The organism is Chitiniphilus purpureus (assembly GCF_025642115.1).
In the GTDB taxonomy this organism is placed as follows: Bacteria; Pseudomonadota; Gammaproteobacteria; order Burkholderiales; family Chitinibacteraceae; genus Chitiniphilus; species Chitiniphilus purpureus.
Genome location: NZ_CP106753.1, coordinates 2,499,418 through 2,524,534 on the forward strand (window position 1 = coordinate 2,499,418; position 25,117 = coordinate 2,524,534).

Genomic DNA, 25,117 nt, shown 5'->3' on the forward strand with positions numbered 1-25,117 from the left:
GGTTTCATTGCGTGGATGCCTGTTGCGCGTCGGGCCGGCTGCTGCGGAAGCTGTCCCATATCATCAGCGCGGCGCCGATGCAGATGGCCGAATCGGCGAGGTTGAACGAGGGGTAGTACCAGTCGCGATAATAAACCTGGATGAAGTCGATCACGTGGCCGAACAGCACCCGGTCGATCACATTGCCGATGGCGCCGCCCATGATCAGCGACAGTGCCAGCGACAGCCGGGCTTCCAAATGGTGCTTCTTCAGCATGTAGACGATCCAGGTCGAGACAGCGAGCGCGAGCACCGTGAAGAAATGGCGCTGCCAGCCACCGGCATCGGCCAGGAAGGAGAATGCCGCGCCCGGGTTGTACGCCAGTGTCAGATTGAACAGGCCCGGGATCACCGTAAGCTGCTCGCCGTAGACGAACCGTGCTTCGATCGCATGCTTGGTGGCCTGGTCAAGCACGATCACGACCAGCGCGACCACGATCCAGCGCCAGAAGGCGAATGGCGGCTTAGGCATGACGACGCACCTCGCCTTGGCCGAACAGGTTGCCGTGACAGCGGGCGCACAGGCCCGGGTGATCGGCATGGCTGCCGACGTCGGCGCGGTAGTGCCAGCAACGCTCGCACTTGGCCGCCTGCGACGGCGTGACGGTGACGCTGGTGGCTTCCCCGGCCGCGACCTCGGCCCGGGATGTGATCAGCACGAACTTGAGCTCGTCGCCCAGCGCCTGCAGCGCGGCCAGCGTGTCGCCGGCGGCGGTCAGTGCGATCTCGGCCTGCAGGCTGGAGCCCAGCCGGCCATCGGCACGCAGCACCTCGATATCCTTCTGCACCTGCGTACGCACCTCACGTACCAGCGCGAACTGCGTAGCGAGCGCCTCGGCATCGGCGATGGCCGGCACCACGTGCCAGCTGGTCAGCTGCACGTTCTCGGCAAGGCTGCCATCCAGGCCACGCAGCACGTCCCACACCTCGTGCGCGGTGAACGACAGGATGGGCGCCAGCAGGCGGGTGAGCGCCTGGGTGATGTGCCACAGCGCGGTCTGTGCCGAGCGGCGGCCAACGCTGTCCGCACCCATGGTGTAGAGGCGGTCCTTGATGATGTCGAGGTAGAAGGCGCCAAGTTCGTCCGCGCAGTAGGCGTGCAGCTCCTGCACCGCGAGGTGGAACTCGTACTTGTCGTACAGCGCCGTCACCTTGGCCTGGGTGCGGGCGAGCTCGACCAGCGCATAGCGATCCAGTGTCAGCAGCTGGTCGGCCGGCAGCACCTGGCTGGGGCTAAAGTCCGACAGGTTGGCCAGCAGGAAGCGCAGCGTGTTGCGCACGCGGCGGTAGGCATCAGTCGTGCGCTTGAGGATCTCATCCGAGATCGACAGCTCGCCCGAGTAATCGGTACTGGCCACCCACAGCCGCAGCATGTCGGCGCCCATCTTGTTGATCACTTCCTGCGGCGCGATCACGTTGCCCTTGGACTTGGACATCTTCATGCCCTTGCCGTCGACGACGAAACCGTGGGTCAAGAGCTGCTGGTACGGCGCGCGTCCCTCGGTGGCGCAGCCGGTGAGCAGCGACGACTGGAACCAGCCGCGGTGCTGGTCCGAGCCTTCCAGGTAGAGATCGGCCGGCCAATTGAGGCCGTCGCGCTGGCGCAGCACGGCGTAGTGGGTCGAGCCCGAGTCGAACCAGACGTCCAGCGTATCCTTCAGCTTCTGGTAGTGCGCGGCCTCGTCACCGAGCAGTTCGGTGGCGTCGAGCTTGAACCAGGCTTCGATGCCTTCCTGCTCGATGCGCTGCGCCACCTGCTCCAGCAGCTCGCCCGAGCGCGGATGCAGCTCGCCCGTTTCCTTGTGCACGAAGAAGGCCATCGGCACGCCCCAGTTGCGCTGGCGCGAGATGCACCAGTCGGGCCGATTGCCGATCATGGCCTCCAGCCGCGCGCGGCCCCAGGCCGGGAAGAACTCGGTGTCGTCGACCGCCTGCCTGGCCACGTCGCGCAGCGTCCTGCCGCCGACCTCGTGCTCCATCGCGATGAACCACTGGGTGGTGGCGCGGAAGATGATCGGGGTCTTGTGGCGCCAGCAGTGCGGGTAGCTGTGCTCCAGCTTCCTGTTGGCGAAGAGGGCACCGCGCTCTTCCAGCGTGGCCAGCACCAGTGGGTTGGCTTCCCAGACCGTCCTGCCGGCGAACAGCGGGGTCGAGGGGAGGAAGCGGCCGTCGTCGGCCACCGGATTGTTGATCGGCAGCTTGTACTTGAGGCCGACCACGTAGTCTTCCAGGCCGTGCGCCGGCGCCGTGTGGACCAGGCCCGTGCCCGCATCGGTGGTGACATGGTCGCCCAGGATGACGGGCACGTTGCGCTCGGCGAACGGGTGCAGCAGCAGCAGGCCTTCCAGCGCCGCGCCACGGGTCTGGGCGATCACGTTGCCCGATTCGATGCCGTAGCGCTTGAGCGCCGCCTCGGCGAGCTCGTGTGCCAGCACCAAGAGGCCCTTGTCGGTGGCGATCAGGTCGTACATCAGCTCCGGGTGCACGGTGACGGCCTGATTGGCCGGCAGCGTCCACGGCGTGGTGGTCCAGATGAGGGCGTAGGCCGGTGCGTCGCCGAGCTGCACGCCACCGAAGGCCTGGGCAAGGGCGGCGGAATCGCGCAGGCGAAAGCCCACGTCGATCGCCGGCGAGACCTTGTCCTCGTATTCCACCTCGGCTTCGGCCAGCGAGGAGCCGCAATCGACGCACCAGTGCACCGGCTTCTGACCCTTCACCATATAGCCGTTGGCGTGGATCCTGCCGAGCGTGCGCACGATGTCGGCCTCGGTCTTGAAATCCATGGTGCGGTACGGCTGTTCCCAGTCGCCCAGCACGCCCAGGCGGATGAAGTCCGCCTTCTGCCGTGCAATCTGGCGGGCGGCGTATTCGCGGCACAGCTCACGGGTGAAGGCGGCCGGCAGCACCGTTTCCTTCGGATCGAGCCCGTTGGCCTTGCGGTAGTCGACGATGCGGGCGTGGATGTCCGGATTGTTCTTCACCGCATCCTTGTCGCCCTTCACCAGCTTTTCGATCTGGTGCTCGATCGGCAGGCCATGGCAATCCCAGCCCGGCACATAGGGGGCGTCGAAGCCGGCCAGGGTCTTGGACTTGATGATGATGTCCTTGAGGATCTTGTTGACCGCGTGGCCGATGTGGATGTCGCCGTTGGCGTAGGGCGGACCGTCGTGCAGCACGAACTTGGGCCGGCCGGCGGCCGCTTCGCGCAGCTTTTTGTAGAGCTGCTGCTCCTGCCACTGTTGCAGAAAGCCAGGCTCGCGGCGGGCGAGATCGCCCCGCATCGGGAATGGGGTGTCGAGCAGGTTGACGGGGTATTTGTTCTGTTCAGCCATGGTATCGGGATCGCACGAATTCGAGATGAGGGCCGGCGCGGCCGGTCTGATGATATCTGGTGCCCCCGTCCGCTCACGGACGGGGGATGGTAATTCGTCCGCCGTGTTCGCGGCGCTGGAACCAGGCGCGCGCGTCGTCGCAGTCGCGGCCGATCTGCGCGATCAGCGCGGGCAGGCCGTCGAACCTGGCTTCGTCGCGCAGTTTGGCGAGAAAGCGCACGGTGAGGTGCTCGCGGTAGATCTGGCGGTTGAAGTCGAACAGATGCACTTCCAGCACCGGCGCTGCGTCGGCTCCCTTCACTGTGGGCCGCACACCAAGGCTTGCCACCCCCTGGTAGGGGTGTTCCAGGCCTTCGACCTCCACGACGAAGATGCCCAGCATCGGTGGACGGTTGTGCCGCAGCTGGATGTTGGCGGTGGGAAAGCCCAGTTCGCGGCCCAGCCGGTCGCCACCGACCACCCGGCCGGAAATCGAGTAGGGGCGGCCCAGCAGGTCCGCGGCGCGGGTGAGATCGCCCTTGGCCAGCGCATCGCGCACGGTGGTGGATGAAATGCGCTCGCCGTCGAGCGCGACGGTGGCAAGGCTGTGCGTTTCGAACGCCGCGGCGGCGCGCAGCAGCGCGAAATCGCCGGTACGCCTGGCGCCGAAGCGGAAATCATCGCCGACCAGCAGATAGCGCGCATTGAGCGCATGCGTCAGGATCCGGTCGCGAAAGGTCAGGGCGTCGATGCGGGCGAATGCGGGGTCAAAGCGCTGGATCACCAGATGATCGATGCCTTCGCCCGCCAGCAGCTCGATCTTCTCGCGCAGGCTCGTCAGCCGGGTCGGCGCGCTGGCCGGCGCGAACAGCTCGCGTGGGTGCGGCTCGAAGGTCAGCAGCGCCGTCTTGAGGCCGCGCAAGGCCGCGGCGCCGCGCAATTCGGCCAGCATGGCGCGATGGCCAAGGTGCAGCCCATCGAAATTGCCGATGGTCAGCGCACAGGGGGGAAGGGCCGCGTGGGCCACACCGCGAAGAAGACGCATGACGTTGGTGCGTAATCCTTTGCAAAACCAAGCATTTTAGCGGCAGTACCCGGGCTTGTCAGGCATCGTGGCCAGGGTCGGGGCGAATCTCAGTGGCCGGGCACGGTGCAGCCTGATGCGACGCCCCGCGCCGGCTGCTCAGGGGCCGGCATCCACCATTCCGTCCTGGCGGGCCAAACCGGAAATGATCTGCTGGTTGCCCACCCGCACCCGTACCGTTTCGCCCACGGCGGCCGCATTGAGCGCAATGCCCTCGTTGCTGACTTCCAAGCCTTCGCTGCGGAAGATCAGGCGCACCCGCTGGTTCTGCCGGATCACCATGCCGGCGCGCAGCAGCTCGGACCGTAGCGGGCCGCCCTGGGCGACCGGCGAATTGAGAACCCGCCCGATCGCATGCGCAGGATCGAGGATCACGCTGCCGGGCAACTGAGCGAGATCCCCCTGTTGCGTGGCCAGATCGCCCGCTTGCAGCGTATGCCCGGCGGCCAACGGCCGGGCGGCGACGTAGTAGGTGGCGTTGATCGCGATGGTGACGGGATGGTTGATGGCCCAGCGCGCACCGGCGACGCAGCGCACCCGCACCATGGTCTTGCCGGCGAGCCGGTAGCCCTGCGGCAGCTGCAGATCCAATTGCTGGCAGGCTTCGAGCCGCAGGCGCCGATCGATCTCCCCCAACTGGTAGCTTGCATTGGGGGTCGGGGCGAGCTGGGCATCGAGCCAGTCGGCAACCGCGCCGCGCACCTGGTTCAGATCCTGCGGGGCGGCCGATGCCAGCGGCGCGCACAGGCAGAGCAACGCCAGCGGCGCGGCAAAAAAAGAAGAGTGGGGCATGGCCCGATGATACACAGCCGATGTCATCCCCTACAATTCGGTGCCGTTGGGACAAACAGGACACGCAAGCATGCTTGAATTGCTTTTCGGGCTGACCACGCTGCTGGTGCTGCTGGCCGGGGTGCTGGTCGTGGTCCGGCTGCAGGTGCTGACCCGCACGCAGCATGAGGTGCTGGCGACGCTGCAGGAGGAGACCGCGTCGCGCCATCGGGAAATGCTGACTGATCTGCACGGCGGCCTGTCGCGCCAGACCGAGCTGATCCAGGCCGGGCTGACCCAGCATGGCAGTCTGCTGCAGGACGCTGTCACCCGTGCTGGCGATCGCCTGCGCGACAGCATGGGCGAAAGCTTCGAGCGGCTGCGCGGCGCGGTGGGGCAGGAGCTCAAGGAGACACGCGAAGCGCAGCACCGGCTGCAGTCGGCACTGACCGACGCCCTGGGCGCACTGCGGCTGGCGCTGACCGCGAGCCAGGCCGAAGCGCGCGAACAGATGCAGCAGCAACTGGCCGAGATCTCGGGCGCGCTGCAGGGCAAGCAGGATGCGCTGCGCGAAGACGTGCTGGTCAAGCTGTCGAGCATGCTGGCCGAACAGTCCAAGCGTGAGATGGCGCTGATTCAGATGGCGCTGGCACAGACCACCGAGCGGCTGACGCTGACGGTGGGCGAGTTGACCAAGACCGCGGACGGCCGGCTGGCCGAGATCTCGGGCAAGGTGAGCGAGCGCCTGGACGAGGGATTCAAGAAAACCAATGAAACCTTCGCCAACGTGATGGCGCGGCTGGCGACCATCGACGAGGCGCAGAAGAAGATCGATGGCCTGACGACCAATGTGGTCAGCCTGCAGGAGCTGTTGGGCGACAAGCGCTCGCGCGGCGCGTTCGGCGAAGTGCAGCTGGAGCATCTGGTGCGCAACGTGCTGCCGGCGCAGGTCTATCAGGTGCAGGCCACGCTTTCCAATGGTTACCGCGCCGATTGCCTGCTGCACCTGCCCGAACCGACCGGCACCGTGGCGGTCGATGCCAAGTTCCCGCTGGAGAACTATCATCGGCTGTACGAGCCGGGGGTGGACCGCACTGCGGTGATGCGGCAGTTCCGCGCCGACATCAAGAAGCACATCGACGATATCGCCACCAAGTACATCATCCCCAACTACACCGCCGACGGTGCCGTCATGTTCGTGCCGGCCGAGGCCGTGTTTGCCGAAATCCATGCCTACCACCCCGAACTGGTGCAGTACGCCATGGGCAAGCGGGTCTGGATCGTTTCGCCCACCACCTTGATGGCGGTGCTCAATACCGCCCGTGCGGTGCTCAAGGATGTGGAGACCCGGCGGCAGGTGCACATCATCAAGGATGCATTGGGGCGGCTTTCGCTGGAGTTCGGCCGCTTCGACGAGCGGATGAAAAAGCTGGCCCAGCACATCCGCCAGGCCAACGACGATGTACAACAGGTCACCATCACCAGCGAGAAGATCTCGCGCCGCTTTGTCGAGATCGAACAGGTCAAGCTCGATGGCGAGGCGGGCGAGGGCGCGCCGGCGTTGGCCGAGTGAGACAACGGCGTCCGGTCCATCCCGCCGCGGTTTCGCACAGGGATCGGGCAGCCGGGCGGCGCTTGGGACACGGCACGCCGCGTGCTGCGCCCCCAACGCGTCGTCACCCTGCGCCAGCGTCACCCCTGGCCATACTGTGCGGCGTCTCCCGCCGAGTCACCCAGTTGGGCCAGCTGCCTGCCCGGCAGGTTGTCGTGGGCGCGGAAGGTGAGCCGGGTGGCGAGGCCTCATGGAAGTTGAGGGGCGCCGTTCCCTGCGCAAATGGCATGCGGTTCAAAGGGAGCTGGCCAACGCGACTGCCGCTGGGACCATCCGGGACAGGGCACAGGAAAATGCATGCGGTGTTGGCCCGTCGCTGTGCAGCGTGGATGGATCAGCGGTGCGAGCGACGCGGTTTTTCCTCAAACAGGCCCAGCTCGGCTGCATGCATCAGGCGGCGGAAAGTCGGGCATTCCAGATGGCTCGGTGCCGGGCAGGCAGCGGCATGGCGCAACCCGTCGCGCAGGGCGGTGAGGCGGCGCAGCTTGCGGTCGATTTCATCGGCCTTCGTCTGCAGCCGGTCGCGGTCGATCTGTGGCCCACCGTCCAGCGCGAACATGCGTGCGATCTCGTCCAGCGAGAAGCCCGCGGCGCGGCCCAACGCGATCAGTGCCAGCTGTTCGAGCACCGGTACGGCAAAGACGCGACGCAGCCCATGCCGGCCGACCGGGCGGATCAATCCCTTTTCTTCGTAGTAGCGCAGCGTGGCGGGCGACATGCGGCTGCGGCGTGCCACCTCGCCGATATCCAGTGTCTGCATGGGCTTGACCTCAAGTTGACTTGAAGTCGGATCATGCCACGTGTCCCCTTTTGTCGTAGGAGAATCAAAGCATGAGACACCGAATGGATCGCATTGAGACTGGCCGGCGCAACGCAATGGGCGCCACGGCAGGCAGGCAATGATGCAGACCCTGTCCTCAAACGCAGCCTATGCACTCCTGCTGGGTATCGGCGCGACCCTGCTGATGGATCTGTGGAGCTATGTGCGCCAGCGGCTGTTGGGCGTGCGGCCGCTTGATTATGGTTTGGTGGGGCGCTGGCTCGCTTATCTGCCGCGGGGGCGCTGGAGCCATTCCCCGATTGCCGCCACGCCAGCAGTGCGCGGCGAGCGGGCGCTCGGCTGGGTGGTGCATTACGCGATCGGTATCGCTTTTGGCGTGCTGCTGCTGTCGATCGTCGGACCGGACTGGCGCCACCGTCCGACGCTGCTGCCCGCGCTCGGCGTCGGCCTTGGCACGGTGGTGGCGCCGTTCCTGATCCTGCAGCCCGTGCTGGGTTCGGGCCTGGCCGCCTGCCGTACTCCAGATCCCGGCTGGGCGCGCCTGCATACCTTGCTCACCCACGGGATATTCGGTCTGGGCCTCTATGGCAGCGCCGCTTTCCTTGCCTGGATACGCTGAGGGAGGGGTGAGGGGTGAGGGGTGAGGGGTGAGGGGTGAGGGGTGAGGGGTGAGGGGTGAGGGGTGAGGGGTGAGGGTGCCGGATTGCGGTTCCAGGCGTGGTGGACAAGATCCCGCTCAGTTCCCGCAGGCAGCGCGAAACCGCCCGGACGGCGACGAATGGAGCTTCCTTCGATTGCCGGCATGCCGAGCGGATGCGATGCCCCCGAGGGCTGCCGCCGGCTGCGTTAAATCGCCCAGACCCGGTCGCGGCCGTCGCGCTTGGCGGTGTAGAGCATTTCGTCGGCAAGCGCGAGCAGGCGTTCCAGCGTGGCTGCGTGCGCACGGCCGGCGACGCCCATGCTGACGGTGAAGCCGAATTGCGTGCCGGCTGCCTCGACCTGCGTGGCGTTGATTGCATTGCGCAGCCGCTCGGCCACCTGTTCGGCCGCCGCCTGCGTAGTGTGCGGCAGCAGCACGACGAATTCCTCACCGCCGAAGCGGGCGATCAGGTCCACGTCGCGCAGCTCGCTGCGGCACGTGTCGGCCAATTGCCTGAGCGCGGTATCGCCTGCTTCGTGTCCGTAGCGGTCGTTGATTTTTTTGAAATGGTCCACGTCCAGCGCAATCACCGAAAGTGGCAGGCCGTGCCGGTCCGCCTGCTTCCATTCGTGGGCAGCGCGTTCGAAGAAGGCGCGGCGGTTCAAAAGCCCGGTCAGGCTGTCCGTGCTGGCCAGCGTTTCGAGTTGCTGCACCAGTTGGGTGCGGTCTTCGAGGGTGTTGAGCAGGTGGGTGTTGGCGCGATCGAGCATGGCCGTGCGTTCGCGTACCTGTTCCTCCAGCGTGGTATTGAGCGTTGCAAGCTTGTTGCGCTCCGCAGTCAGCCCTGCCACCAGGTGGCGCAGCGAGGCGGACAGGTGCCCGGCCTCGCGATAGGCAGCGGATTCCGGAATGGGGACATCGCCTTCGCCGCGCTGCAGCCGGTCGGCGGCCTGCGCCAGCTCCAGCAGCGGCTGCGCCAGCGCGCGGGCGAGCCAGACGCCCAGCAGCGCGAAGATGCCCGCCGCGAAGATGCCGGCGATCAGGATTGCCCATTGCAGGTCATGGATGGGCTGGAAGGCATCGCTCACGGCCTGGCGCACCACCACCCGCCAGCCCAGCCCGCGATAGTCGCCCAGACCCTGCGTCAAGCTGCTGGCGGTCAGGTAGTCGTTGCCGTCCGGCCAGGTCAGGGTGCGTACGCCGGACGACTCCTTGCCAAAGCGGGGTGGGGCGATGCCTTGCCCGCCCGGGGGCGCCAGCAGGATCTGCCCCTCCTTGCCGATGATGAAGATTTCCACCCGCTGGTCGCGTCGTGATGGCGACGAGACCGCCTGCACCACATCGTTCACCCATTCCCAAAGCAGATAGGCGCCCAGTACGCCGACCAGGGCCCCGTCGCTGTCACGTACCGGCGTGGCCAGCTCCACCACGTAGCCGGGGTTGCGGGCCGCGCTGGCCGGCAGGAGCGGTGCGAGTTCCCGGGCTTCATGCATATCGCCCGTGTAGGGCCCCTGCAGGCCGTTGCGGAACCAGGGGTGGCGACTGCCGTTCTGGCCTTCCAGCCAGCCCTGGGTGGCGTAGCGTATCGTGCCGTCCCGCTCGGCAAAGCCGATCCAGGCGTATTGCGGAAATGCCTGCTTGAGTTGCTCCAGCACGCGCCGGTCGGCGTCGTGCCAGATATGGGGGTGCTGGAACTGCTGCATCGATGCGATCACCTGCACGTCGTGCAGCCGTTCGCCCATGCCGATGTCCAGCCGTTGGCGTACCTGCTCGGCCAGCTCAAGCAGGCTGTCGCCGATCACCTGCCGGTTCTTGTTGCCGGAAAGCCCGCCCAGCAGCAGCGAAAGCGTGATCGACACGATCACGGCCACCGTGGCGAAGGACAGCGCCAGCACGCCGGCCAGACTTTGTCTGCGTCCCAATGTTGCTCTCATCCGTCTACATCCGTCACAAGGCACCTCTGTCGTGCAGGCGTTATAGCCCACCAGCCTGCCCCAATCGGTTTCGTGCATGATATTGCACGATGTGGGGTGCCCGTGCCGGGCGGGTCACTGCAGCGGCGGTGGTGGTGTCAGGCCGGCACACTCGGGGCTGGCGGTGATCAAGCCACGCAGGGCCAGACTGTGGCAGAGCATATGCTCGGCTTCGCTTTGCGCACCGTATACATAGTTGCGAAAACCGAGTGCGTTGGCCTGTTGCAGCAAAGGGGCATCCACCGCTTCGTAGTCCCAGATCAGGCTACGCAGCCGCCGGTGTGGCATTGCCGCATAGAGCAGGGCGTTGAGCGCAGCGGGACGGTGGCAGACGGTGAGCCCGCATTCGCTGGTGCCCAGTTCGGCCGCGCGCAGCGCCAGTTCGTGGCGCAGCGAGGTGATCACGATCTCGCGGCGCATGCCCAGTTGCTGCAGCAGGCTGAACACCGCGGGCGCGGCGGCGCCGGCGGTCAGGGTGACCATCCAGAACGCTTCGGGGAAGGCATCGACGGCCTCGGACAGCGTCGGGACCAGATAGCCTTGCGCCTGGGACAGCTCGGCCCGCGTCAGTGCCTGTACCGGCAGACCGTTGCAGCTGAGCCGATGCCCGAACAGCACGGCTTCGCCATCCGCGGTCAGGCGCACTTCGGTCTTGATGCCCTGGAAGCCGGCCGACAACGCGGCGGCAAACGCGCCCAGGGAGTTTTCCGGGGCACCGCGGGCCAACCCGCGATCGGCGATGAGTCGCATGAATCCGTTACACTCCCGTCCTGAATTGCAACTTGAATCGTGACTGCGGCGTGGCTGACCGCAGTACTGCGGCCCGATTCCGGCGCCGGTAAACCTCGTTTCGATTGTAGACACTATCCAGGAAGGGAGTCGGTGCGGTGAGCAAGATCGGGCTGGGCCTCGTCTGGATGCTGCTCGCGGCCACGCTGGCGGCGGTGGAACCGCCGCGCCCGCGCATCGGCGTGGTAATGGGCGGCGGCGGCGCCCGCGGCCTTGCGCATATCGGTGTGCTCAAGGTGCTGGAGGAGGCGCAGGTACCGATCGACTGCATCGTCGGTACCAGCATGGGCGCGCTGGTGGCGGGCAGCTATGCTGTCGGCCGCAGTGCCGACGAGTTGACCGAACAGGTCGGCAAGGCGGTCTGGGACGATCTGCTCAGCTCCGATCTGCCGCGTCAGCTCAACTCGTTCCGGCAGAAGCAGGCCGACCAGCTGGCGTTGCTGCCGGTGGACATCGGTGTCTCGGATGAAGGCCGGCTTGCGCTGCCCAAGGCGGCGATCAATACGCAAAAGGTCGAACGCTTCCTGCGGGAACTCACCTACCACGGCACGGCGCCGGATTTCGATGCGCTGCCGGTTCCCTACCGCGCCATCGCCACCGACCTGGAAACGGGTGAGATGGTCGTGATGCGCGATGGCGACCTGGTGTCCGCCATGCGGGCCAGCATGGCGGTGCCCGGGGTGTTCCCGCCGGTGTTGCGCAACGAGCGGCTGTTGGCCGACGGCGGGCTGTCGCGCAATCTGGGGGTCGATGTGGCACGCGAGCTGTGCGCCGACGTGGTGATCGTCGTCGACGTCGCGTCGCCGCCGCTCAAACGCCAGGAAATCAGCGACATCTTCAGCGTGGCCGATCAGTACACCCGGCTGATGATCGTGCAGAACCAGAAGCCGCAGATCGGCAGCCTGACGGAGCTGGACGTGCTGATCACGCCCGATCTGGCTGACCTTGGCAGCGCCGATTTCGTCAAAGGCCGGGATTTCGTGGTGCTGGGCGAGCGCGCGGCACGCAAGGCGCTGGTATCGCTGCAACGGTATGCGTTGCCGGCGCCGCAGTATCAGGCCTGGCAGGCGGCCCGTGCCGAGAAACGCCTTCATCCCAAGCCCATCGTGCAGGTGGCGGTGGGCAAGCTCAAGCACGTGAATCCGGCAGTGATGGAAGAAGCGCTCGATGTGCAGACCGGCGCGCCGCTCGACAGCGAGGCCTTCAACCAACGGCTGGCCGGCATCTATGCCCGCGGTGATTTCGCCCAGCTTGACTACACGCTGTCCGACCACGGTTCGGGCCAGCGCCTGACGATCACGCCGATCGAAAAGGACTGGGGGCCGAACTATCTCAACTTCGGCTTGGCGCTGGGCACCGACTTCGAGCGCTCCAATCCCTACAGCCTGACCGCGCGCTACCGGCGCACCTGGATCAATCCACTGGGCGCCGAGTTCCAGGCATTGGCAAGCGTGGGCGACAAGAGCCTGCTCGCCGCCGAGTTCTATCAGCCGCTGCAGGTCGAGGGTTATGCCTTTGTCGCCCCGCATGCGGGGATCGATTCGTCGCCGCTGGCGTTCTGGGAGAACGAGACGCTCGCTGCCGAATACAGCTATCACCGTAGTCAGGTCGGCCTTGACCTGGGCTCGTCCTGGACGCGCTACGGCGAAGTGCGGTTGGGCCCGGTGGTGCATCACTACCGGCTGGAGCGGCAAGTGGGGCCGGCGCCACTGCCTGATCTGGAGCAGTGGGACTGGGGCATCCGCTTCAACCTTTTCTACGATCAACTGGACAACCTGAATTTCCCACGGAGCGGCACCTTGCTGCATCTGTATGGCTACGAGGCGATCAAGGGTGGGATCGAGGCACCGGGAGCGGAGGCGTTCTCGCGCTACGGCCGCTATGGTTTCGAGATGACGCGGGGCTTTTCGGTCCGTGACTACGGCGGCCATGTCGCAGTGCGTGGGCAGATGCCGCGCAACAGTGGCAGTGCCTTGTCCGACGTCCGCTGGCTGGGGGGCTTTCTCAACCTGTCCAGCTATCACTACCAGCAGCTGATCGGCGACAAGTTCTTCTACGGCCGCCTTGCGCTGTACCGGCCTGTCGACATGTTCTCCGAGCATGACAAAGGCACCTATCTCGGTGCCGCGCTGGAGACCGGCAAGATGTTCAGCGACGAGGACCGCGTGGGCGACAACTGGCATTTCTCGCTGGTCGGCTACCTGGGCATCGAAACCCTGCTCGGGCCGCTGTATCTTGGCGTGGCGTACGGCGACAACCACCAGACCCGGTTGTATGTCACGCTGGGCAACCCGTTCTGAGCCTGTGGGCACGAACGGCCTGTTCATCCCAAGCATGGAGAAGAGAGCATGAAACGAGTCTGTATCCTGTTGCTGCTGGCCGGCATCGCCAGCGGCACCGCCTATGCGGAAAACGCCCAACAGAGCAAGATGGCCACCTGCAACAAGGAGGCAAGCACACAGGCGCTCAAGGGCGACGCGCGCAAGCAGTTCATGAGCACCTGCCTGAAGAAGGATGCCAAGCCTGCGAACCAGCAGGACAAGATGGGCTACTGCAACAAGGAAGCCGGTGCCAAGGCGCTCAAGGGCGACGCCCGCAAGGCATTCATGAGCGACTGCCTCAAGAAGAAATAGGCCGGCCTGCCGCATCCGGCCCCGGCGTACCGGCAGGCCCGATGACGCAGGGGCCGAGCGCAGCGACCACCGCAGGTTGCCCCAGTCGCGGCGTTGTCTGCGGCCCGCGACGTGGGCCGCGCTTGAAAGCGCCGGGCGCCGGCCGCATCTGGCGCGGTACAATGCCGCCGATGAATCCGATTTTCCGCCTGTTCGGCCGCCCGGCCGCGACGCCGAAGGAAGCCGCCATGCCTGACAATGCCAACCTGACTGCCGCCCTGAGTCGGCTGGTCGACCCGTACACCGGCCGCGACTATGTGTCGGCCAAGTGCGTACGCAATCTGAGCAACATCAACGGCGCAGTCAGCGTAGACATCGTGCTGGGCTACCCCGCCGCCAGCCGTCATGCCGCGGTCGCTGCCGAAGTCGAGGCGGCGTTGGCGGCGGAACCCGGGGTCGACAGTGTGCGTGTGGGCGTCACGAGCCAGGTGGTGGCGCATACCGCGCAGCGGGGCGTGCCGCTGCTGGCCGGCATCAGGAACATCATCGCCGTGGCTTCGGGCAAGGGCGGGGTCGGCAAGTCGACCACTGCCGCCAACCTTGCATTGGCGCTGGCGGCCGAGGGGGCCCGGGTCGGGCTGTTGGATGCCGACATCTATGGACCGTCGCTGCCGACCATGCTCGGCGTTGCCGGCCGGCAGCCGGTTTCGCCGGACAACAAGCACATCGAGCCGATCGAAAACCACGGGATCAAGACCATGTCGATCGGTTTTCTGATCGACACCGAGCAGCCCATGGTGTGGCGCGGCCCCATGGTCACGCAGGCGCTCACGCAGCTGCTGCACGATACCCTGTGGGGTGAGCTTGACTACCTGCTGATCGACCTGCCACCGGGCACCGGTGACATCCAGCTGACGCTCAGCCAGAAAGTGCCGGTCACCGGCGCGGTGATCGTCACCACGCCACAGGACATCGCGCTGCTCGATGCGCGCAAGGGGCTGAAGATGTTCGAGAAGGTGGGCGTACCCATCCTCGGCATCGTCGAGAACATGAGCATCCATGTCTGCAGCAACTGCGGGCATGCCGAGCCCATCTTCGGCGAAGGCGGCGCGCGCAGGATGTGTGCCGACTACGGTACCGAGCTATTGGGGCAACTGCCGCTCGATCTGTCGATCCGCGTCAATGCCGACGGCGGTACCCCATCGGTGGTGGCCGAGCCCGACGGCAGCATCGCCGCCGCCTACCTCGAGATCGCGCGCAGGGTGGCCGCCGGGATCGCGGTCAAGGCCCAGGATTTTTCGGGCAAGTTTCCCAAGATCGTCATCAGCAACACCTGATGACGCCGGCCCGGCTGCATGCTTGCATGCCGGCAATGGCAGCGTACATGGCGGCGGCGGCCCAGCAGGGCACTGGGCCGTACCCCGGAACCGTCTTGGTGGCATGGCTGAGGTCTGCGTCCGCCCGGCATGCGCTGGCGCTGCAGCAGCCATGCATTTGACCTATCGCAAAGCTGCGGCAAATCCCGATGCCGCCGGAAAGCGCTTGTGCCCAGAATGCGCTTTTGCATTCGGGGGCGGCCCATGGCACGCGGCACTTGGGGTTCACGTATCGGTTTCATCCTGGCGGCGGCGGGGTCGGCCGTCGGATTGGGCGCCATCTGGAAATTCCCGTTCGTGGCCGGGCAGAATGGCGGCGGCGCATTTCTGATCCTGTACCTGGTCTTCAGCTTTTCGATCGGCCTGGCGTTGTTGCTGGCCGAGATGCTGATCGGCCGCGCGGCCGGCCTGTCGGCAGTCAGCGCCTTCCGTAAGCTCGCCGGCGGCGCCTGGCCATGGGCGGCGCGGCTGAGCGTGCTGTGTGTGTTCCTGATCCTGTCCTTCTACAGCGTGGTGGGCGGTTGGACGCTGATCTATCTGTTCGAGGGAATGCGCGGCACGGTGCTGAACACCGACACCGCGGCGCTCGGTGTGTATTTCCACAACGCGAGCAGCGATCCGGTACTGGCGCTGGGCGCGGCGCTCGGTTTCCTGGGATTGACCGGCGTGGTGGTGTATCTCGGCGTGCAGCGTGGCATCGAGCAGATGAGCAAGGTGCTGATGCCACTGCTGTTCCTGCTGATGGCCATCCTGATCGTGCGCGCGCTGACGCTGCCGGGCGCGCTGGCCGGACTGTCCTGGTTCGTCACACCCGATTGGGAGCAGATCACCCCCGGCGCCGTGGTCGAAGCGCTCGGCCTTGCGTGCTTCTCGCTGTCGGTGGGGGCCGGCACCATGGTGGCCTATGGCTCCTACGTGCCCCGCGAGACCGATCTGCCGCGTGCTGCCGCCTGGGTGGCGCTGTTGGCAGTGGGCTCATGCCTGCTGGCCGGGCTGATGGTGCTGCCGGCGGTGTTCGCCTTTGGCCTTGACCCTGCGGCCGGGCCTGGGCTCACCTTCATCACCATGCCGGCAGTGTTTGCGCAGCTGCCGGCCGGCCAAGTGTTCGCGATCGCCTTCTTCTTCCTGCTGCTGGTGGCGGCGCTGACCTCGTCGGTCTCGATGCTCGAACCACTGGCAAGCTACCTGATCGACGAGTTCGGCGTGCCGCGCCGGCGCGCCGTGCTGCTGTGTTGTGCCGCAGTCGCGCTCGCCTGCATACCGGCGGCGCTGTCGGGCGGCGTGTGGCGTGAGGTGCAATTCCTCGGGTTGAACCTGTTCGAGCTGATGGACTACACCGCGTCCAACCTGCTGCTGCCGATCGGCGGCGTGGTTTCCGCCACCTGCGTGGGCTGGGCGATCTGGCCGCGCGCGCGCGGCGAATTGTCCAACGGCGCGCAGCTGCCCTGGTGGTTGCCCTTGTTCCGGGCGGTATGCGCGGTCGGGGCACCGCTGCTGATCGGCTGGGTGTTCCTCTACAAGCTGTAGTGCTCAGCGGGGCGGTTTGGGGCGCAGCGCGCGATCGATCAGCTGCGAGGCGTCCAGCGAATGCACCGGCGCAGCCTGACTTGCCTTGACGATGGTCTTGTCACCGGCGTCGAGCACCGTATAGAGCTGCCCGGTGCAATGCCCGTCCTTGGTGCCGAGCCTGTCGCCCACCGGCTTGGGCAGGGCATCCTTGAAGCAGTAGCTGGCGAGGGTGCCGCCGCCTGCCTTCAACGCCCGCAGCGCGCCCTGACCCAGCTTGGCGGCGAGCGTCGGATGCAGGGTGGTGGCGAGCAGGAAGGCGGTCAGCGCCAAGGCGCGGCCATAGCCGGCAGAGCCCGTGGTCTCAGGTGAGGCGTCGCCCGCAGGGACCTCACCTGGCGTTGCGGCTGCGCCTTTGCGGGCCAGATCCAATATCGGCCAGACGCTCAATGTCACGACCGCGCAATGGGCGATTTCCATCGGCACGAAATACAGCAGGGCCATCCCGACGGTCTTGGGCTGGAATTGCTGCAGCACAAACAGTGACAACGACAGGCTGCCGACCGTGAACAGGAACCCATAGGAGAGCACAGCACTCAGGTGGGCCCAGAACTTCACGCCGGATTCGCATAGCAGTCTCAGCCACAAGGCGATGATGGCGAGCGTCACGAGCATCAGCAGTATCCAGAAGCCATTGTCGCTGGTACTGCTCTGGTAGATCGAGACAAACGATCCGGCCGAGAACACCAGCCCGGGCACGACAAAGTGCAGGAGGTAGCGCCTGGGCAGCGGGCGCTGCGCTTGGTCGTTTGGCTGGTGCAGTGCAAAGCCGGAGCGGTACACATCGGTGAGCATCAGGTTGGGCAGCAGCAGGTTGCCTACCAGGATCAGGTAGAGGACCACACCGAGCAGGCCGACCGCCAGGATGACTGTGGGCAGTACCGAAAGCTCAAGGGGGAAGGGCGCATCCTCGCTCAGGAAATAGCAGAACAGGTAGTAGGTGCCAAGCAACGGCAGTATCTTGGCCAACAGGCCGGCAAAGGTGGAGAACGGCGCCAGCTGCTGTTCCAGCTGTTCCAGGTATTTCGATAAACTTTTCATATTGGTCAAATAGTATTCAGCAATTGAAATAATGATGACATCATTGCTGAATGTCATTGTCAAGCAGCAGCGGAGTCGTCCGGCGTGGATGCCGATCGTCGCGTAGGCCGCTAGAATCGCACCCACCGCTTTGCGACCCGTGCCCCGTGCGTCTCACCCACCTCAAGCTTGCCGGCTTCAAGTCCTTCGTCGACCCGACCACGGTGCACGTGCCGGGCCAGCTGGTGGCCATCTGCGGGCCCAACGGCTGCGGCAAATCCAACGTGATCGATGCGGTGCGCTGGGTGCTGGGCGAATCATCGGCCAAGCAGTTGCGCGGCGAATCGATGCAGGACGTGATCTTCAATGGCTCGGGTGCCAGAAAGCCGGTCAGCCGGGCGGCGGTGGAACTGGTGTTCGACAACGCCGCGGGCCTTGCCGCGGGGCAGTGGAGCCAGTACGCCGAGATCAGCATCAAGCGGGTGCTGACGCGGCAGGGCGAATCGTCCTACTACATCAACAACCTACAGGTGCGGCGGCGTGACATCACCGATCTGTTCCTCGGCACCGGCGTGGGCAAGGGCGGCTATGCCATCATCGAACAGGGGATGATCAGCCGCATCATCGAAGCCAAGCCCGAGGAATTGCGGCACTTTCTCGAAGAAGCCGCCGGGGTCTCCAAGTACAAGGAGCGCCGGCGCGAGACCGAGGCCCGTCTGGCGGACACCCGCGACAACCTGTCCCGGGTGGAGGACATCGCCAGGGAGCTGGGTGCCCAGATCGCCAAGCTCGAGACGCAGGCCGAAGTCGCGGCCGAGTACAACCGGCTGCAAGCGGCGGTGACCGAAAAGCAGAACCTGCTGGCGTTGCAGCGCAAGCTGGATGCGGCCCGCGATGCCGAGGCGGCGCGACGCGAGATCGACGCCGCGCAGAATGCGCTGGAGGCGCAGCTGGCCCAGCTGCGCGCGCTGGAAGCCGCGCTGGAGCAATTGCGCGAAGATCATTTCACCGCCAGCGACGCGGTGCATCAGGCGCAGGGCGAGCTGTACGACGCAAACGCCGCGGTGGCGCGGCTGGAGCAACAGCTGCTGCACCTGAAGCAGACCCGTGAACGTCTGACCCAGCAACTGCAGGAGGCCGGCGCCGAACTGGGCCGGCTGGACGCGCAGGACCGCGTGGCGGGCGATGAGCTGGAAATCTGGCGTGCGCGGCACGAGGAGGCCAATTACGCCGCCGAGGAAAGCGCGCTGGCGCTGGACGCCCAGAGCGAGCGCCTGCCCGAGCTGGAAGGGGCACTCCGGCTGGCCGATGACGAATTCAACAGCCTGCGCGAACGACTGGCCAGCGCGCGCAATACCGTGCAGTTGGCGCGCCAGCAGGCGCAACACCTGGAACGCACGCTGGCGCAACTGCGGGAACGCCGGCAACGATTGCTGGCCGAGCATGCGGCGCTCGCCCCCGCGCATGACGAGGCGCGTGAAGCGCTGATCGAAACGCGCGCCGCCGCCGCGCTGGCGCAGGAGCAAGGCGCGCTGGCACTGGCCGAGGGCGAGGCACGGCTGGCCCAGGCGAGGACACGGCAGCAGCAGGCGCGTGCGGCACGCGAGGCACTGTCGCTGGAATTGGCCGGCTTGACGGCGCGCGAAGCGGCGCTGGGTGAACTGACCCGGACCGGTGATGCGGACGGCTTGGCATCATGGCTGGCCGCCCAGGAACTTGCCCAGGCCGACGTACTGCTCGACGTGGTCCGCGTGCAGGCCGGTTGGGAAACCGCCTTGGAAGCGGCGCTGGGCGCGCGCCTGCAGGCGCGGCTGGCACAGACGCCGCCGCAAGCCGTCGCGCCGGCCCCGTTGGTGCTGGCCTTGCCGGCCCAGCCGGCATCTGCCGGCCACGGCCTGCGTGCCAAGGTCACCAGCGATCATGCGACTGCCAACGCGGCGTTGGACGACTGGCTGGCCGGGATCGATTGCGCCGAATCGCTGGCCGACGCGCTGGCGCGTCGTACCACGCTGCCGCCGGGCCGGCGGCTGGCGACGCGGGATGGCCACCTGGTCGGTCGCGCCGGGATCGTCTACCACGCCGCCGACGGTCACCTTGCCGGCATGGTGGCGCGCCGCGTGGAACGCGATGCCATCCGCGAACGGCTGGCAACCCTGCACCCGGCACTGGCCGACGCCGAGGAGACGCTCACCGGCGCGACGCAGGCGTTGGAGGAGGCCGAATCCATGCTGCCGGTGGCGCGGCAGCAGGTGCAGGCCGCACAGCAGCAATTGGCACAGTGCGAACGTGAGCTGGCACGGCGCGACGAGGCGCACCAGCAGGCGGGGCGCCGCCAGCAGCAGCTGGCGGACGAGCTGGCGCAACTGGATGGCCAGCTGGAAGACGAAACCATCGCCAGCCTTGCCTGCGAAGAGCGCCGCCTGCAGGCCGAGGACGAGCTGGCGCCGCTCGAAGACGCGCTGCATCACGCCCGGCTCACCCGCACCGAAGCCGAATCGGCGTGCGAGTTGCAGCGCAGTCGCCTGCGTCAGGCCGAGCGCCAGGCCCAGGAGGCGCGGTTTGCGGTGCAGGCCGCCCAGCAGAAGCTGGCGGAGCTGGCGCGGCGCGGCGGTGACCTGGGCGAGCAGCGCCAGCGCCTGCTCGAGCGCCGGGAAGCGCTGGCGCTGGAACTGGAGCACGTCGACGAAGGCCAGTTCGACGTGGGGTTCCAGGCGGCGGTGGATACGCGTGCACAAAAAGAGCGTGCGCTGGCCGCCGCACGCGATGCACTCAATGGCCTGACGGGCCAGTTGCGCGAGCGCGAAGGCGACAAGCAGCGTATCGAGGCCGGGCTGGAGCCGGCGCGCGAGGCGGTTGGCAACCTGCGCCTGAAGGAGCAGGAGGCGCGCCTGGCGGCCGAGCGCTTTGCCCAGGAGTTGGCCGAGGCCGGGGCGGACGAGACGGCGCTGCGCGAGCGGCTCGGAACGGGGCTCAAGGTGAGCAGCCTTGCCGCCGAGATCGGTCGGCTCTCGCAGGCGTTGAGCGGCCTGGGGGCGGTCAACCTCGCCGCGCTTGAGGAACTGGAGGCCGCACGGACCCGGCAGGGCTGGCTCCAGGCGCAGTCGGCCGACCTGACCGAGGCGATCGGCACGCTGGAGAACGCCATCCGCCGCATCGACCGCGAAACGCGCGCACTGCTGCAGGAGACCTACGATGCGGTCAACGCCAATCTGCAGGAACTGTTCCCGATGCTGTTCGGCGGCGGTCACGCCGAGCTTGTGCTCACCGGCGAGGAAATCCTCGATGCCGGCCTGACGATCATGGCCCAGCCACCGGGCAAGAAGAACAGCACCATCCACTTGCTCTCCGGTGGCGAGAAGGCACTGACCGCACTAAGTCTGGTATTCTCGCTGTTTCGCCTCAATCCCGCGCCGTTCTGCCTGCTCGACGAAGTGGATGCGCCGCTTGACGACGCCAATACGCTGCGTTTTTGCCATCTGGTCAAGAAGATGGCCGAGCGCACCCAGTTCCTCTACATCAGCCACAACCGGCTGACCATGGAAATGGCCAGCCAGCTCGTCGGCGTCACCATGCAAGAGCAGGGCGTATCGCGCGTGGTGGCGGTCGATATCGAAGCCGCGCTGTCGATGCGCGAATCTGCCCCCGTATAGCTTCCCATGCCACGCTTTCCTTCCGTGCCCGTTGCCTTGCCAGCCCATCGAACGGGCCGCGGGCGACGGGTGGCCGCAAGGCATGCGCAGGCCGTGCGCCTGCCGCTCGTGAATCGGAACGGCGCACCTTGCTTTGAAGCGGGCCGCGCCTTGTGTTTGAATGCAACCGTACCTTTAGACCACGGTCGCCCCCCGCGGTGGCCAAAGCCGAAGCCATGACCGATTTGCAGCTTGGATCGCTGATCGTCGCCGGTGCCGTCGTGGGCGCCGTCTACGCCTTCAACTGGTGGCAGGAGTACCGCTACCGCAAACAGACCCAGCAGGCCTTTGCGCGCAACCAGCCGGATGTGCTGCTGGATACCCCGCGCAACATGGTGCGCCCGGGCGAACGGCTGGAGCCGGCCCTGGACGAGCCCACCCGCTTTGCGCTGCCGGTCGACGACGACGCACCGCAGGCCGAGCCGGCGGCATTCGAGGTCCCGCCGCCTCGCGCTGCGCCGCAGCCCGAGCCGCGCCGCACGCCCGGGATCGAGCAGGACCGCGACGCCCTGGCTGAAAGCCTGCTCGACCCCACACTGGATTTCATCGCCGAGCTGCACGCCCGTGAGTGCATCCCGGCGCAGGCGGTGCCGCATTTTCCAGGCACCAAGCGCACCGAGGTGATCGGCCTGAGCGAAGCGGGACACTGGGAAGCGCTGGGGACAAGCGATGCGCAATACACCGAGCTGCGCATCGCGTTGCAACTGGTGGATCGCCAGGGCCCGCTGTCCGCCGAACAGCTCAACAGCTTCTGCATGGCCGTGCAGCAGTTCGCCGATGCGCAGGATGCGGTGGCCACCTTCCCGCAGCGCTCGGCCAAACTGGCCGCTGCGCGCGACCTGGACGAGTTCTGCGCGTCGGTCGACGTGCTGATCGGCCTGAACGTGTTGAGCAACGGGCGGCCGTTCCCGATGGAGAAGGTCAGGTTGATGGCCGAAAAGGCGGGCCTGGCGCGCGCACCGGACGGCAACTTCGTCTACAAGAGCGAATCGGGCAAGCTGCTGTTCACGCTGGCCAACCAGAACCAGACGCCGCTGGGCGCCACCTCGGACGGTTTGACGCTGCTGTTCGACGTGCCGCGCGTGGCCGGCGGACTCGCGGTGTTCGACTACCTTGCCGAGTTCGCGCAGCAGCTGGCCACCAACCTGGGCGGCGTGCTCGCCGACGACAACGGCCGCCCGCTTGCGGCGACGAGCCTTGACAACATCCGCAGGCAATTGGCCAGGCTCTACGCCACCATGGACGACCGCGGCATCGCCCCCGGCTCGGTGGCGGCGTTGCGCCTGTTTGCCTGAGGGACACGGCGCACCCAAGCGGACCAGGCGCATGCAAGGGCCCGGAGGGCAAGCCGGGCCAGGAGAACGATGGGATGGATCAGACCGGACGGGCGGCGCAACTGCGTCGCCTTTTGCATCAATACGGGTACGAGTACTACGTGCTGGACGCGCCGAGCGTGCCCGATGCCGAGTATGACCGGCTCTATCAGGAGCTGGAGGCGTTGGAAGCCGCACAGCCCGAACTGCGCACCCCCGATTCGCCGACTCTCCGGGTGGGCGGCGCGCTGCTGCCGCAGTTCAACCCGGTGCGGCACGCGCTGCCCATGCTCTCGATCCGTACCGAGACCGACATCACTGCCGGCGGTGCGCTGGCATTCGACGCCAGCGTACGGCGCGAGCTGGGGCTGACCGAGGACGATCCGCCGGTGGAATACGCCGCGGAACTGAAGTTCGACGGTCTGGCGATCAGCCTGCGCTACGAAGCCGGCGTGCTGGTGCAGGCCGCCACCCGCGGTGACGGCGCGACCGGCGAGGAGGTGACGGCCAACATCCGCACCGTGCGCCAGATCCCGTTACGCCTGAACGGCAGCGCCCCGGCCGTGCTGGAAGTCCGCGGCGAGGTCTATATGCGTCGCGCCGATTTCGAGAGGCTCAATGAACGGCAGGTCGCATCGGGCGGCAAGACCTTCGCCAACCCACGCAACGCCGCGGCCGGCAGCCTGCGCCAGCTGGATTCGGGCATCACCGCCAGTCGGCCGCTGTCGTTCTTTGCCTATGGCTTGGGCGAAGTGAGCGCATGGCCGGCGCAGCCGCAGACGCACAGCGGCGTGCTCGATGCGCTTGCCGGCTTCGGCCTGCCGGTCTGCGCCGAACGTGCCACCGTGGCGGGCGGCGCAGCGCTGGCCGCTTTCCACGATGAGGTGGCGTTGGCGCGTACCTCGCTGCCGTTCGATATCGACGGCGTGGTGTACAAGGTCAATTCGCTGGCGTTGCAGCGCGAACTGGGTTTTCGCACGCGCGAGCCGCGCTGGGCGGTGGCGCACAAGTATCCGGCGCAGGAGGCACTGACGGTGGTCGAGGCCATCGACGTGCAGGTGGGGCGCACCGGCGCGCTGACCCCGGTGGCGCGGCTTGCCCCGGTGTTCGTCGGCGGGGTCAACGTGACCAACGCCACCTTGCACAACGAAGACGAAGTCAGGCGCAAGGACGTGCGAATCGGCGACACGGTGATCGTGCGCCGGGCCGGCGACGTGATCCCCGAGGTGGTGTCGGTGGTACTGGAACGGCGGCCGACCCGCCCGGCGCCGGGACACGATCTGTTCGATGCGGCGCAGGAACCGCTGCATCCGGCATACCGGCTGCCCGAAGCATGCCCCGTGTGCGGCTCGCACGTGGTGCGCGTCGAGGGCGAGACCGTGGCGCGCTGCTCGGGTGGGCTGATCTGCTCGGCCCAGCGCAAGGAAGCCATCCGCCATTTCGCCGGCCGCCGCATGATGGATATCGAAGGGTTGGGCGAGCGCTACATCGACCATCTGGTCGAGTTCGACTACGTGCAGTCGGTGGCCGATCTCTATCGGCTGACGCTGGCGGATTTCCTGGAGATGAAGCGGCGCGCCGACGAGCGCGACGGGCTCACGCCGGAGACGGTGCTGGCCGGCAGGGTCGCCACCCGTTGGGCGGAGAACTTGCTCGAAGGGATCGCCGCGAGCAAGCAGCCCACACTGGCGCGCTTTCTGTTCGCATTGGGCATCCGCCATGTCGGCGAGTCGACCGCCAAGACCCTCGCCGACTGGTTGGGCAGCCTGCAACTGGTGCGTGACGCCCCGGCGGCCCTGCTGCAGGTGCTGCCCGATGTCGGTGCCACCGTGGCCCAGGCCATCGCCGAATTCTTCGCCGAGCCGAGGAACGAAGCTGTCATCGACCAGCTGCTCGCCCACGGCCTCACCATCGCCGACGAGCATCCACCGAATGCCGCGTTGCGTGAGCATCTGTTCTGCGTCGGCATGCAGCCGTCACCGTCGCTGCTGGTGGCGTTGGCCATCCCGAAGCTGACCGCCGCCCGCAGCAGGCAGCTGGCCGGGAAGCTTGAGTCACTGGGCGCATTGGCACGGCTGGATCAGGCCGGGCTCGATGCGCTGGGCCTGCCTGCCGAAACAGCCCAGGCGCTGCAGGCATGGCTCGATCAGCAGGAACACCGGGCCCAGCTGAACGCGCTCGATACGCTATGCCAGACCTTGCATGGCCTGTTGCCCAGCGCAGCGACGGCGGCAGGGCCACTGGCCGGCAAGACCCTGGTGCTGACCGGCACGCTGCCCACGCTCACCCGCGATCAGGCTGCCGAGCTGATCGAGGCGGCCGGCGGCAAGGTGAGCGGCAGTGTGTCGAAGAAGACCCACTATGTGGTTGCGGGCGAGGCGGCGGGCAGCAAGCTTGCCAAGGCGGAGGAACTGGGGGTGTCGGTGCTGGACGAAGCCGGGTTGCAGCAGCTGCTGGCCGGCGGCGTACCGGGCTGACTGCGGGCGTGCCGCCGTCCCGGCCAGGGCGCATCGATTGCATGTCCTGGCCCGGTCGGTGCCA

The 25,117-nt window shown here is 66.9% G+C and carries 17 protein-coding genes; 9 read left to right on the plus strand and 8 right to left on the minus strand.

What is annotated here, in order from left to right; translation table 11 throughout:
* Positions 1-4: 4 nt before the first annotated feature.
* From lspA to flgA, 4 genes are all read right to left on the minus strand, one after another.
* Positions 5-511: a signal peptidase II gene (gene lspA, locus N8I74_RS11705; protein WP_263123285.1), complete on the minus strand. Its 507-nt coding sequence runs from the start codon at positions 509-511 to the stop codon at positions 5-7.
* Positions 504-3,371, minus strand: a complete 2,868-nt coding sequence (gene ileS, locus N8I74_RS11710) for an isoleucine--tRNA ligase (protein ID WP_263123286.1) — start codon at positions 3,369-3,371, stop codon at positions 504-506. The genes lspA and ileS overlap by 8 nt, the downstream gene beginning before the upstream one ends.
* Before the next feature lie 73 nt (positions 3,372-3,444).
* The gene (locus N8I74_RS11715; RefSeq protein WP_263123287.1) at positions 3,445-4,395 is read right to left on the minus strand and encodes a bifunctional riboflavin kinase/FAD synthetase; all 951 of its coding nucleotides are present in this window, start codon (positions 4,393-4,395) and stop codon (positions 3,445-3,447) included.
* A 138-nt stretch (positions 4,396-4,533) separates the two neighbouring features.
* Positions 4,534-5,226, minus strand: a complete 693-nt coding sequence (gene flgA, locus N8I74_RS11720) for a flagellar basal body P-ring formation chaperone FlgA (protein ID WP_263123288.1) — start codon at positions 5,224-5,226, stop codon at positions 4,534-4,536.
* 70 nt (positions 5,227-5,296) lie between these two features.
* Here flgA and rmuC point away from each other — a divergent pair, with 70 nt between their 5' ends.
* A complete protein-coding gene (rmuC, locus tag N8I74_RS11725; RefSeq protein WP_263123289.1) occupies positions 5,297-6,778 on the plus strand; it encodes a DNA recombination protein RmuC in 1,482 nt (493 codons plus the stop codon).
* Positions 6,779-7,151: 373 nt separating this feature from the next.
* On the opposite strand, the gene N8I74_RS11730 is transcribed toward rmuC, so the two are convergent.
* Positions 7,152-7,577: a helix-turn-helix domain-containing protein gene (locus N8I74_RS11730; protein ID WP_263123290.1), complete on the minus strand. Its 426-nt coding sequence runs from the start codon at positions 7,575-7,577 to the stop codon at positions 7,152-7,154.
* A gap of 139 nt (positions 7,578-7,716) precedes the next feature.
* Between N8I74_RS11730 and N8I74_RS11735 the strand changes: the two genes are divergently transcribed.
* Positions 7,717-8,217: a DUF2938 domain-containing protein gene (locus N8I74_RS11735; protein ID WP_263123291.1), complete on the plus strand. Its 501-nt coding sequence runs from the start codon at positions 7,717-7,719 to the stop codon at positions 8,215-8,217.
* Between the two features lie 227 nt (positions 8,218-8,444).
* Here N8I74_RS11735 and N8I74_RS11740 read toward each other — a convergent pair whose 3' ends face one another.
* The gene (locus N8I74_RS11740) at positions 8,445-10,172 is read right to left on the minus strand and encodes a sensor domain-containing diguanylate cyclase (protein ID WP_263123292.1); all 1,728 of its coding nucleotides are present in this window, start codon (positions 10,170-10,172) and stop codon (positions 8,445-8,447) included.
* Between the two features lie 114 nt (positions 10,173-10,286).
* Complete coding sequence (locus N8I74_RS11745; protein ID WP_263123293.1) at positions 10,287-10,961, minus strand: glycerophosphodiester phosphodiesterase; 675 nt, start codon at positions 10,959-10,961, stop codon at positions 10,287-10,289.
* Positions 10,962-11,098: 137 nt separating this feature from the next.
* Here N8I74_RS11745 and N8I74_RS11750 point away from each other — a divergent pair, with 137 nt between their 5' ends.
* The 4 genes from N8I74_RS11750 to N8I74_RS11765 all read left to right on the plus strand — a co-directional run bounded on the left by N8I74_RS11750 (position 11,099) and on the right by N8I74_RS11765 (position 16,515).
* Complete coding sequence (locus N8I74_RS11750) at positions 11,099-13,300, plus strand: patatin-like phospholipase family protein (protein ID WP_263123294.1); 2,202 nt, start codon at positions 11,099-11,101, stop codon at positions 13,298-13,300.
* A 48-nt stretch (positions 13,301-13,348) separates the two neighbouring features.
* Positions 13,349-13,633 carry a PsiF family protein gene (locus N8I74_RS11755; protein ID WP_263123295.1) on the plus strand — a complete coding sequence of 95 codons (285 nt, stop codon included), beginning with the start codon at positions 13,349-13,351 and terminating at the stop codon, positions 13,631-13,633.
* Between the two features lie 227 nt (positions 13,634-13,860).
* A complete protein-coding gene (apbC, locus tag N8I74_RS11760; RefSeq protein WP_263123296.1) occupies positions 13,861-14,949 on the plus strand; it encodes an iron-sulfur cluster carrier protein ApbC in 1,089 nt (362 codons plus the stop codon).
* A gap of 243 nt (positions 14,950-15,192) precedes the next feature.
* Positions 15,193-16,515, plus strand: a complete 1,323-nt coding sequence (locus tag N8I74_RS11765; RefSeq protein ID WP_263123297.1) for a sodium-dependent transporter — start codon at positions 15,193-15,195, stop codon at positions 16,513-16,515.
* Between the two features lie 3 nt (positions 16,516-16,518).
* Here the strand turns inward: N8I74_RS11765 and N8I74_RS11770 are convergent, their stop codons facing one another.
* Positions 16,519-17,652, minus strand: a complete 1,134-nt coding sequence (locus N8I74_RS11770) for a hypothetical protein (RefSeq protein WP_263123298.1) — start codon at positions 17,650-17,652, stop codon at positions 16,519-16,521.
* 89 nt (positions 17,653-17,741) lie between these two features.
* On the opposite strand from N8I74_RS11770, the gene smc reads away from it, so the two are divergent.
* The 3 genes from smc (at position 17,742) to ligA (ending at position 25,053) form a co-directional block, all read left to right on the plus strand.
* A complete protein-coding gene (gene smc, locus N8I74_RS11775) occupies positions 17,742-21,224 on the plus strand; it encodes a chromosome segregation protein SMC (RefSeq protein ID WP_263123299.1) in 3,483 nt (1,160 codons plus the stop codon).
* 215 nt (positions 21,225-21,439) lie between these two features.
* Positions 21,440-22,558: a cell division protein ZipA C-terminal FtsZ-binding domain-containing protein gene (locus N8I74_RS11780; RefSeq protein ID WP_263123300.1), complete on the plus strand. Its 1,119-nt coding sequence runs from the start codon at positions 21,440-21,442 to the stop codon at positions 22,556-22,558.
* A gap of 74 nt (positions 22,559-22,632) precedes the next feature.
* The gene (ligA, locus tag N8I74_RS11785) at positions 22,633-25,053 is read left to right on the plus strand and encodes an NAD-dependent DNA ligase LigA (RefSeq protein WP_263123301.1); all 2,421 of its coding nucleotides are present in this window, start codon (positions 22,633-22,635) and stop codon (positions 25,051-25,053) included.
* Positions 25,054-25,117: the final 64 nt, after the last annotated feature.

What these genes read in the sequence shown, in the direction of transcription:
- apbC (WP_263123296.1), top strand. Translation starts at nt 13,861, where the DNA reads ATGCCTGACAATGCCAACCTGACTGCCGCCCTGAGTCGGCTGGTCGAC.
- N8I74_RS11740 (WP_263123292.1), bottom strand. Translation starts at nt 10,172, where the DNA reads ATGAGAGCAACATTGGGACGCAGACAAAGTCTGGCCGGCGTGCTGGCG.
- N8I74_RS11730 (WP_263123290.1), bottom strand. Translation starts at nt 7,577, where the DNA reads ATGCAGACACTGGATATCGGCGAGGTGGCACGCCGCAGCCGCATGTCG.
- N8I74_RS11765 (WP_263123297.1), top strand. Translation starts at nt 15,193, where the DNA reads ATGGCACGCGGCACTTGGGGTTCACGTATCGGTTTCATCCTGGCGGCG.
- N8I74_RS11755 (WP_263123295.1), top strand. Translation starts at nt 13,349, where the DNA reads ATGAAACGAGTCTGTATCCTGTTGCTGCTGGCCGGCATCGCCAGCGGC.
- ileS (WP_263123286.1), bottom strand. Translation starts at nt 3,371, where the DNA reads ATGGCTGAACAGAACAAATACCCCGTCAACCTGCTCGACACCCCATTC.
- N8I74_RS11715 (WP_263123287.1), bottom strand. Translation starts at nt 4,395, where the DNA reads ATGCGTCTTCTTCGCGGTGTGGCCCACGCGGCCCTTCCCCCCTGTGCG.
- ligA (WP_263123301.1), top strand. Translation starts at nt 22,633, where the DNA reads ATGGATCAGACCGGACGGGCGGCGCAACTGCGTCGCCTTTTGCATCAA.
- N8I74_RS11745 (WP_263123293.1), bottom strand. Translation starts at nt 10,961, where the DNA reads ATGCGACTCATCGCCGATCGCGGGTTGGCCCGCGGTGCCCCGGAAAAC.
- lspA (WP_263123285.1), bottom strand. Translation starts at nt 511, where the DNA reads ATGCCTAAGCCGCCATTCGCCTTCTGGCGCTGGATCGTGGTCGCGCTG.
- flgA (WP_263123288.1), bottom strand. Translation starts at nt 5,226, where the DNA reads ATGCCCCACTCTTCTTTTTTTGCCGCGCCGCTGGCGTTGCTCTGCCTG.
- N8I74_RS11780 (WP_263123300.1), top strand. Translation starts at nt 21,440, where the DNA reads ATGACCGATTTGCAGCTTGGATCGCTGATCGTCGCCGGTGCCGTCGTG.
- N8I74_RS11770 (WP_263123298.1), bottom strand. Translation starts at nt 17,652, where the DNA reads ATGACATTCAGCAATGATGTCATCATTATTTCAATTGCTGAATACTAT.
- rmuC (WP_263123289.1), top strand. Translation starts at nt 5,297, where the DNA reads ATGCTTGAATTGCTTTTCGGGCTGACCACGCTGCTGGTGCTGCTGGCC.
- N8I74_RS11735 (WP_263123291.1), top strand. Translation starts at nt 7,717, where the DNA reads ATGATGCAGACCCTGTCCTCAAACGCAGCCTATGCACTCCTGCTGGGT.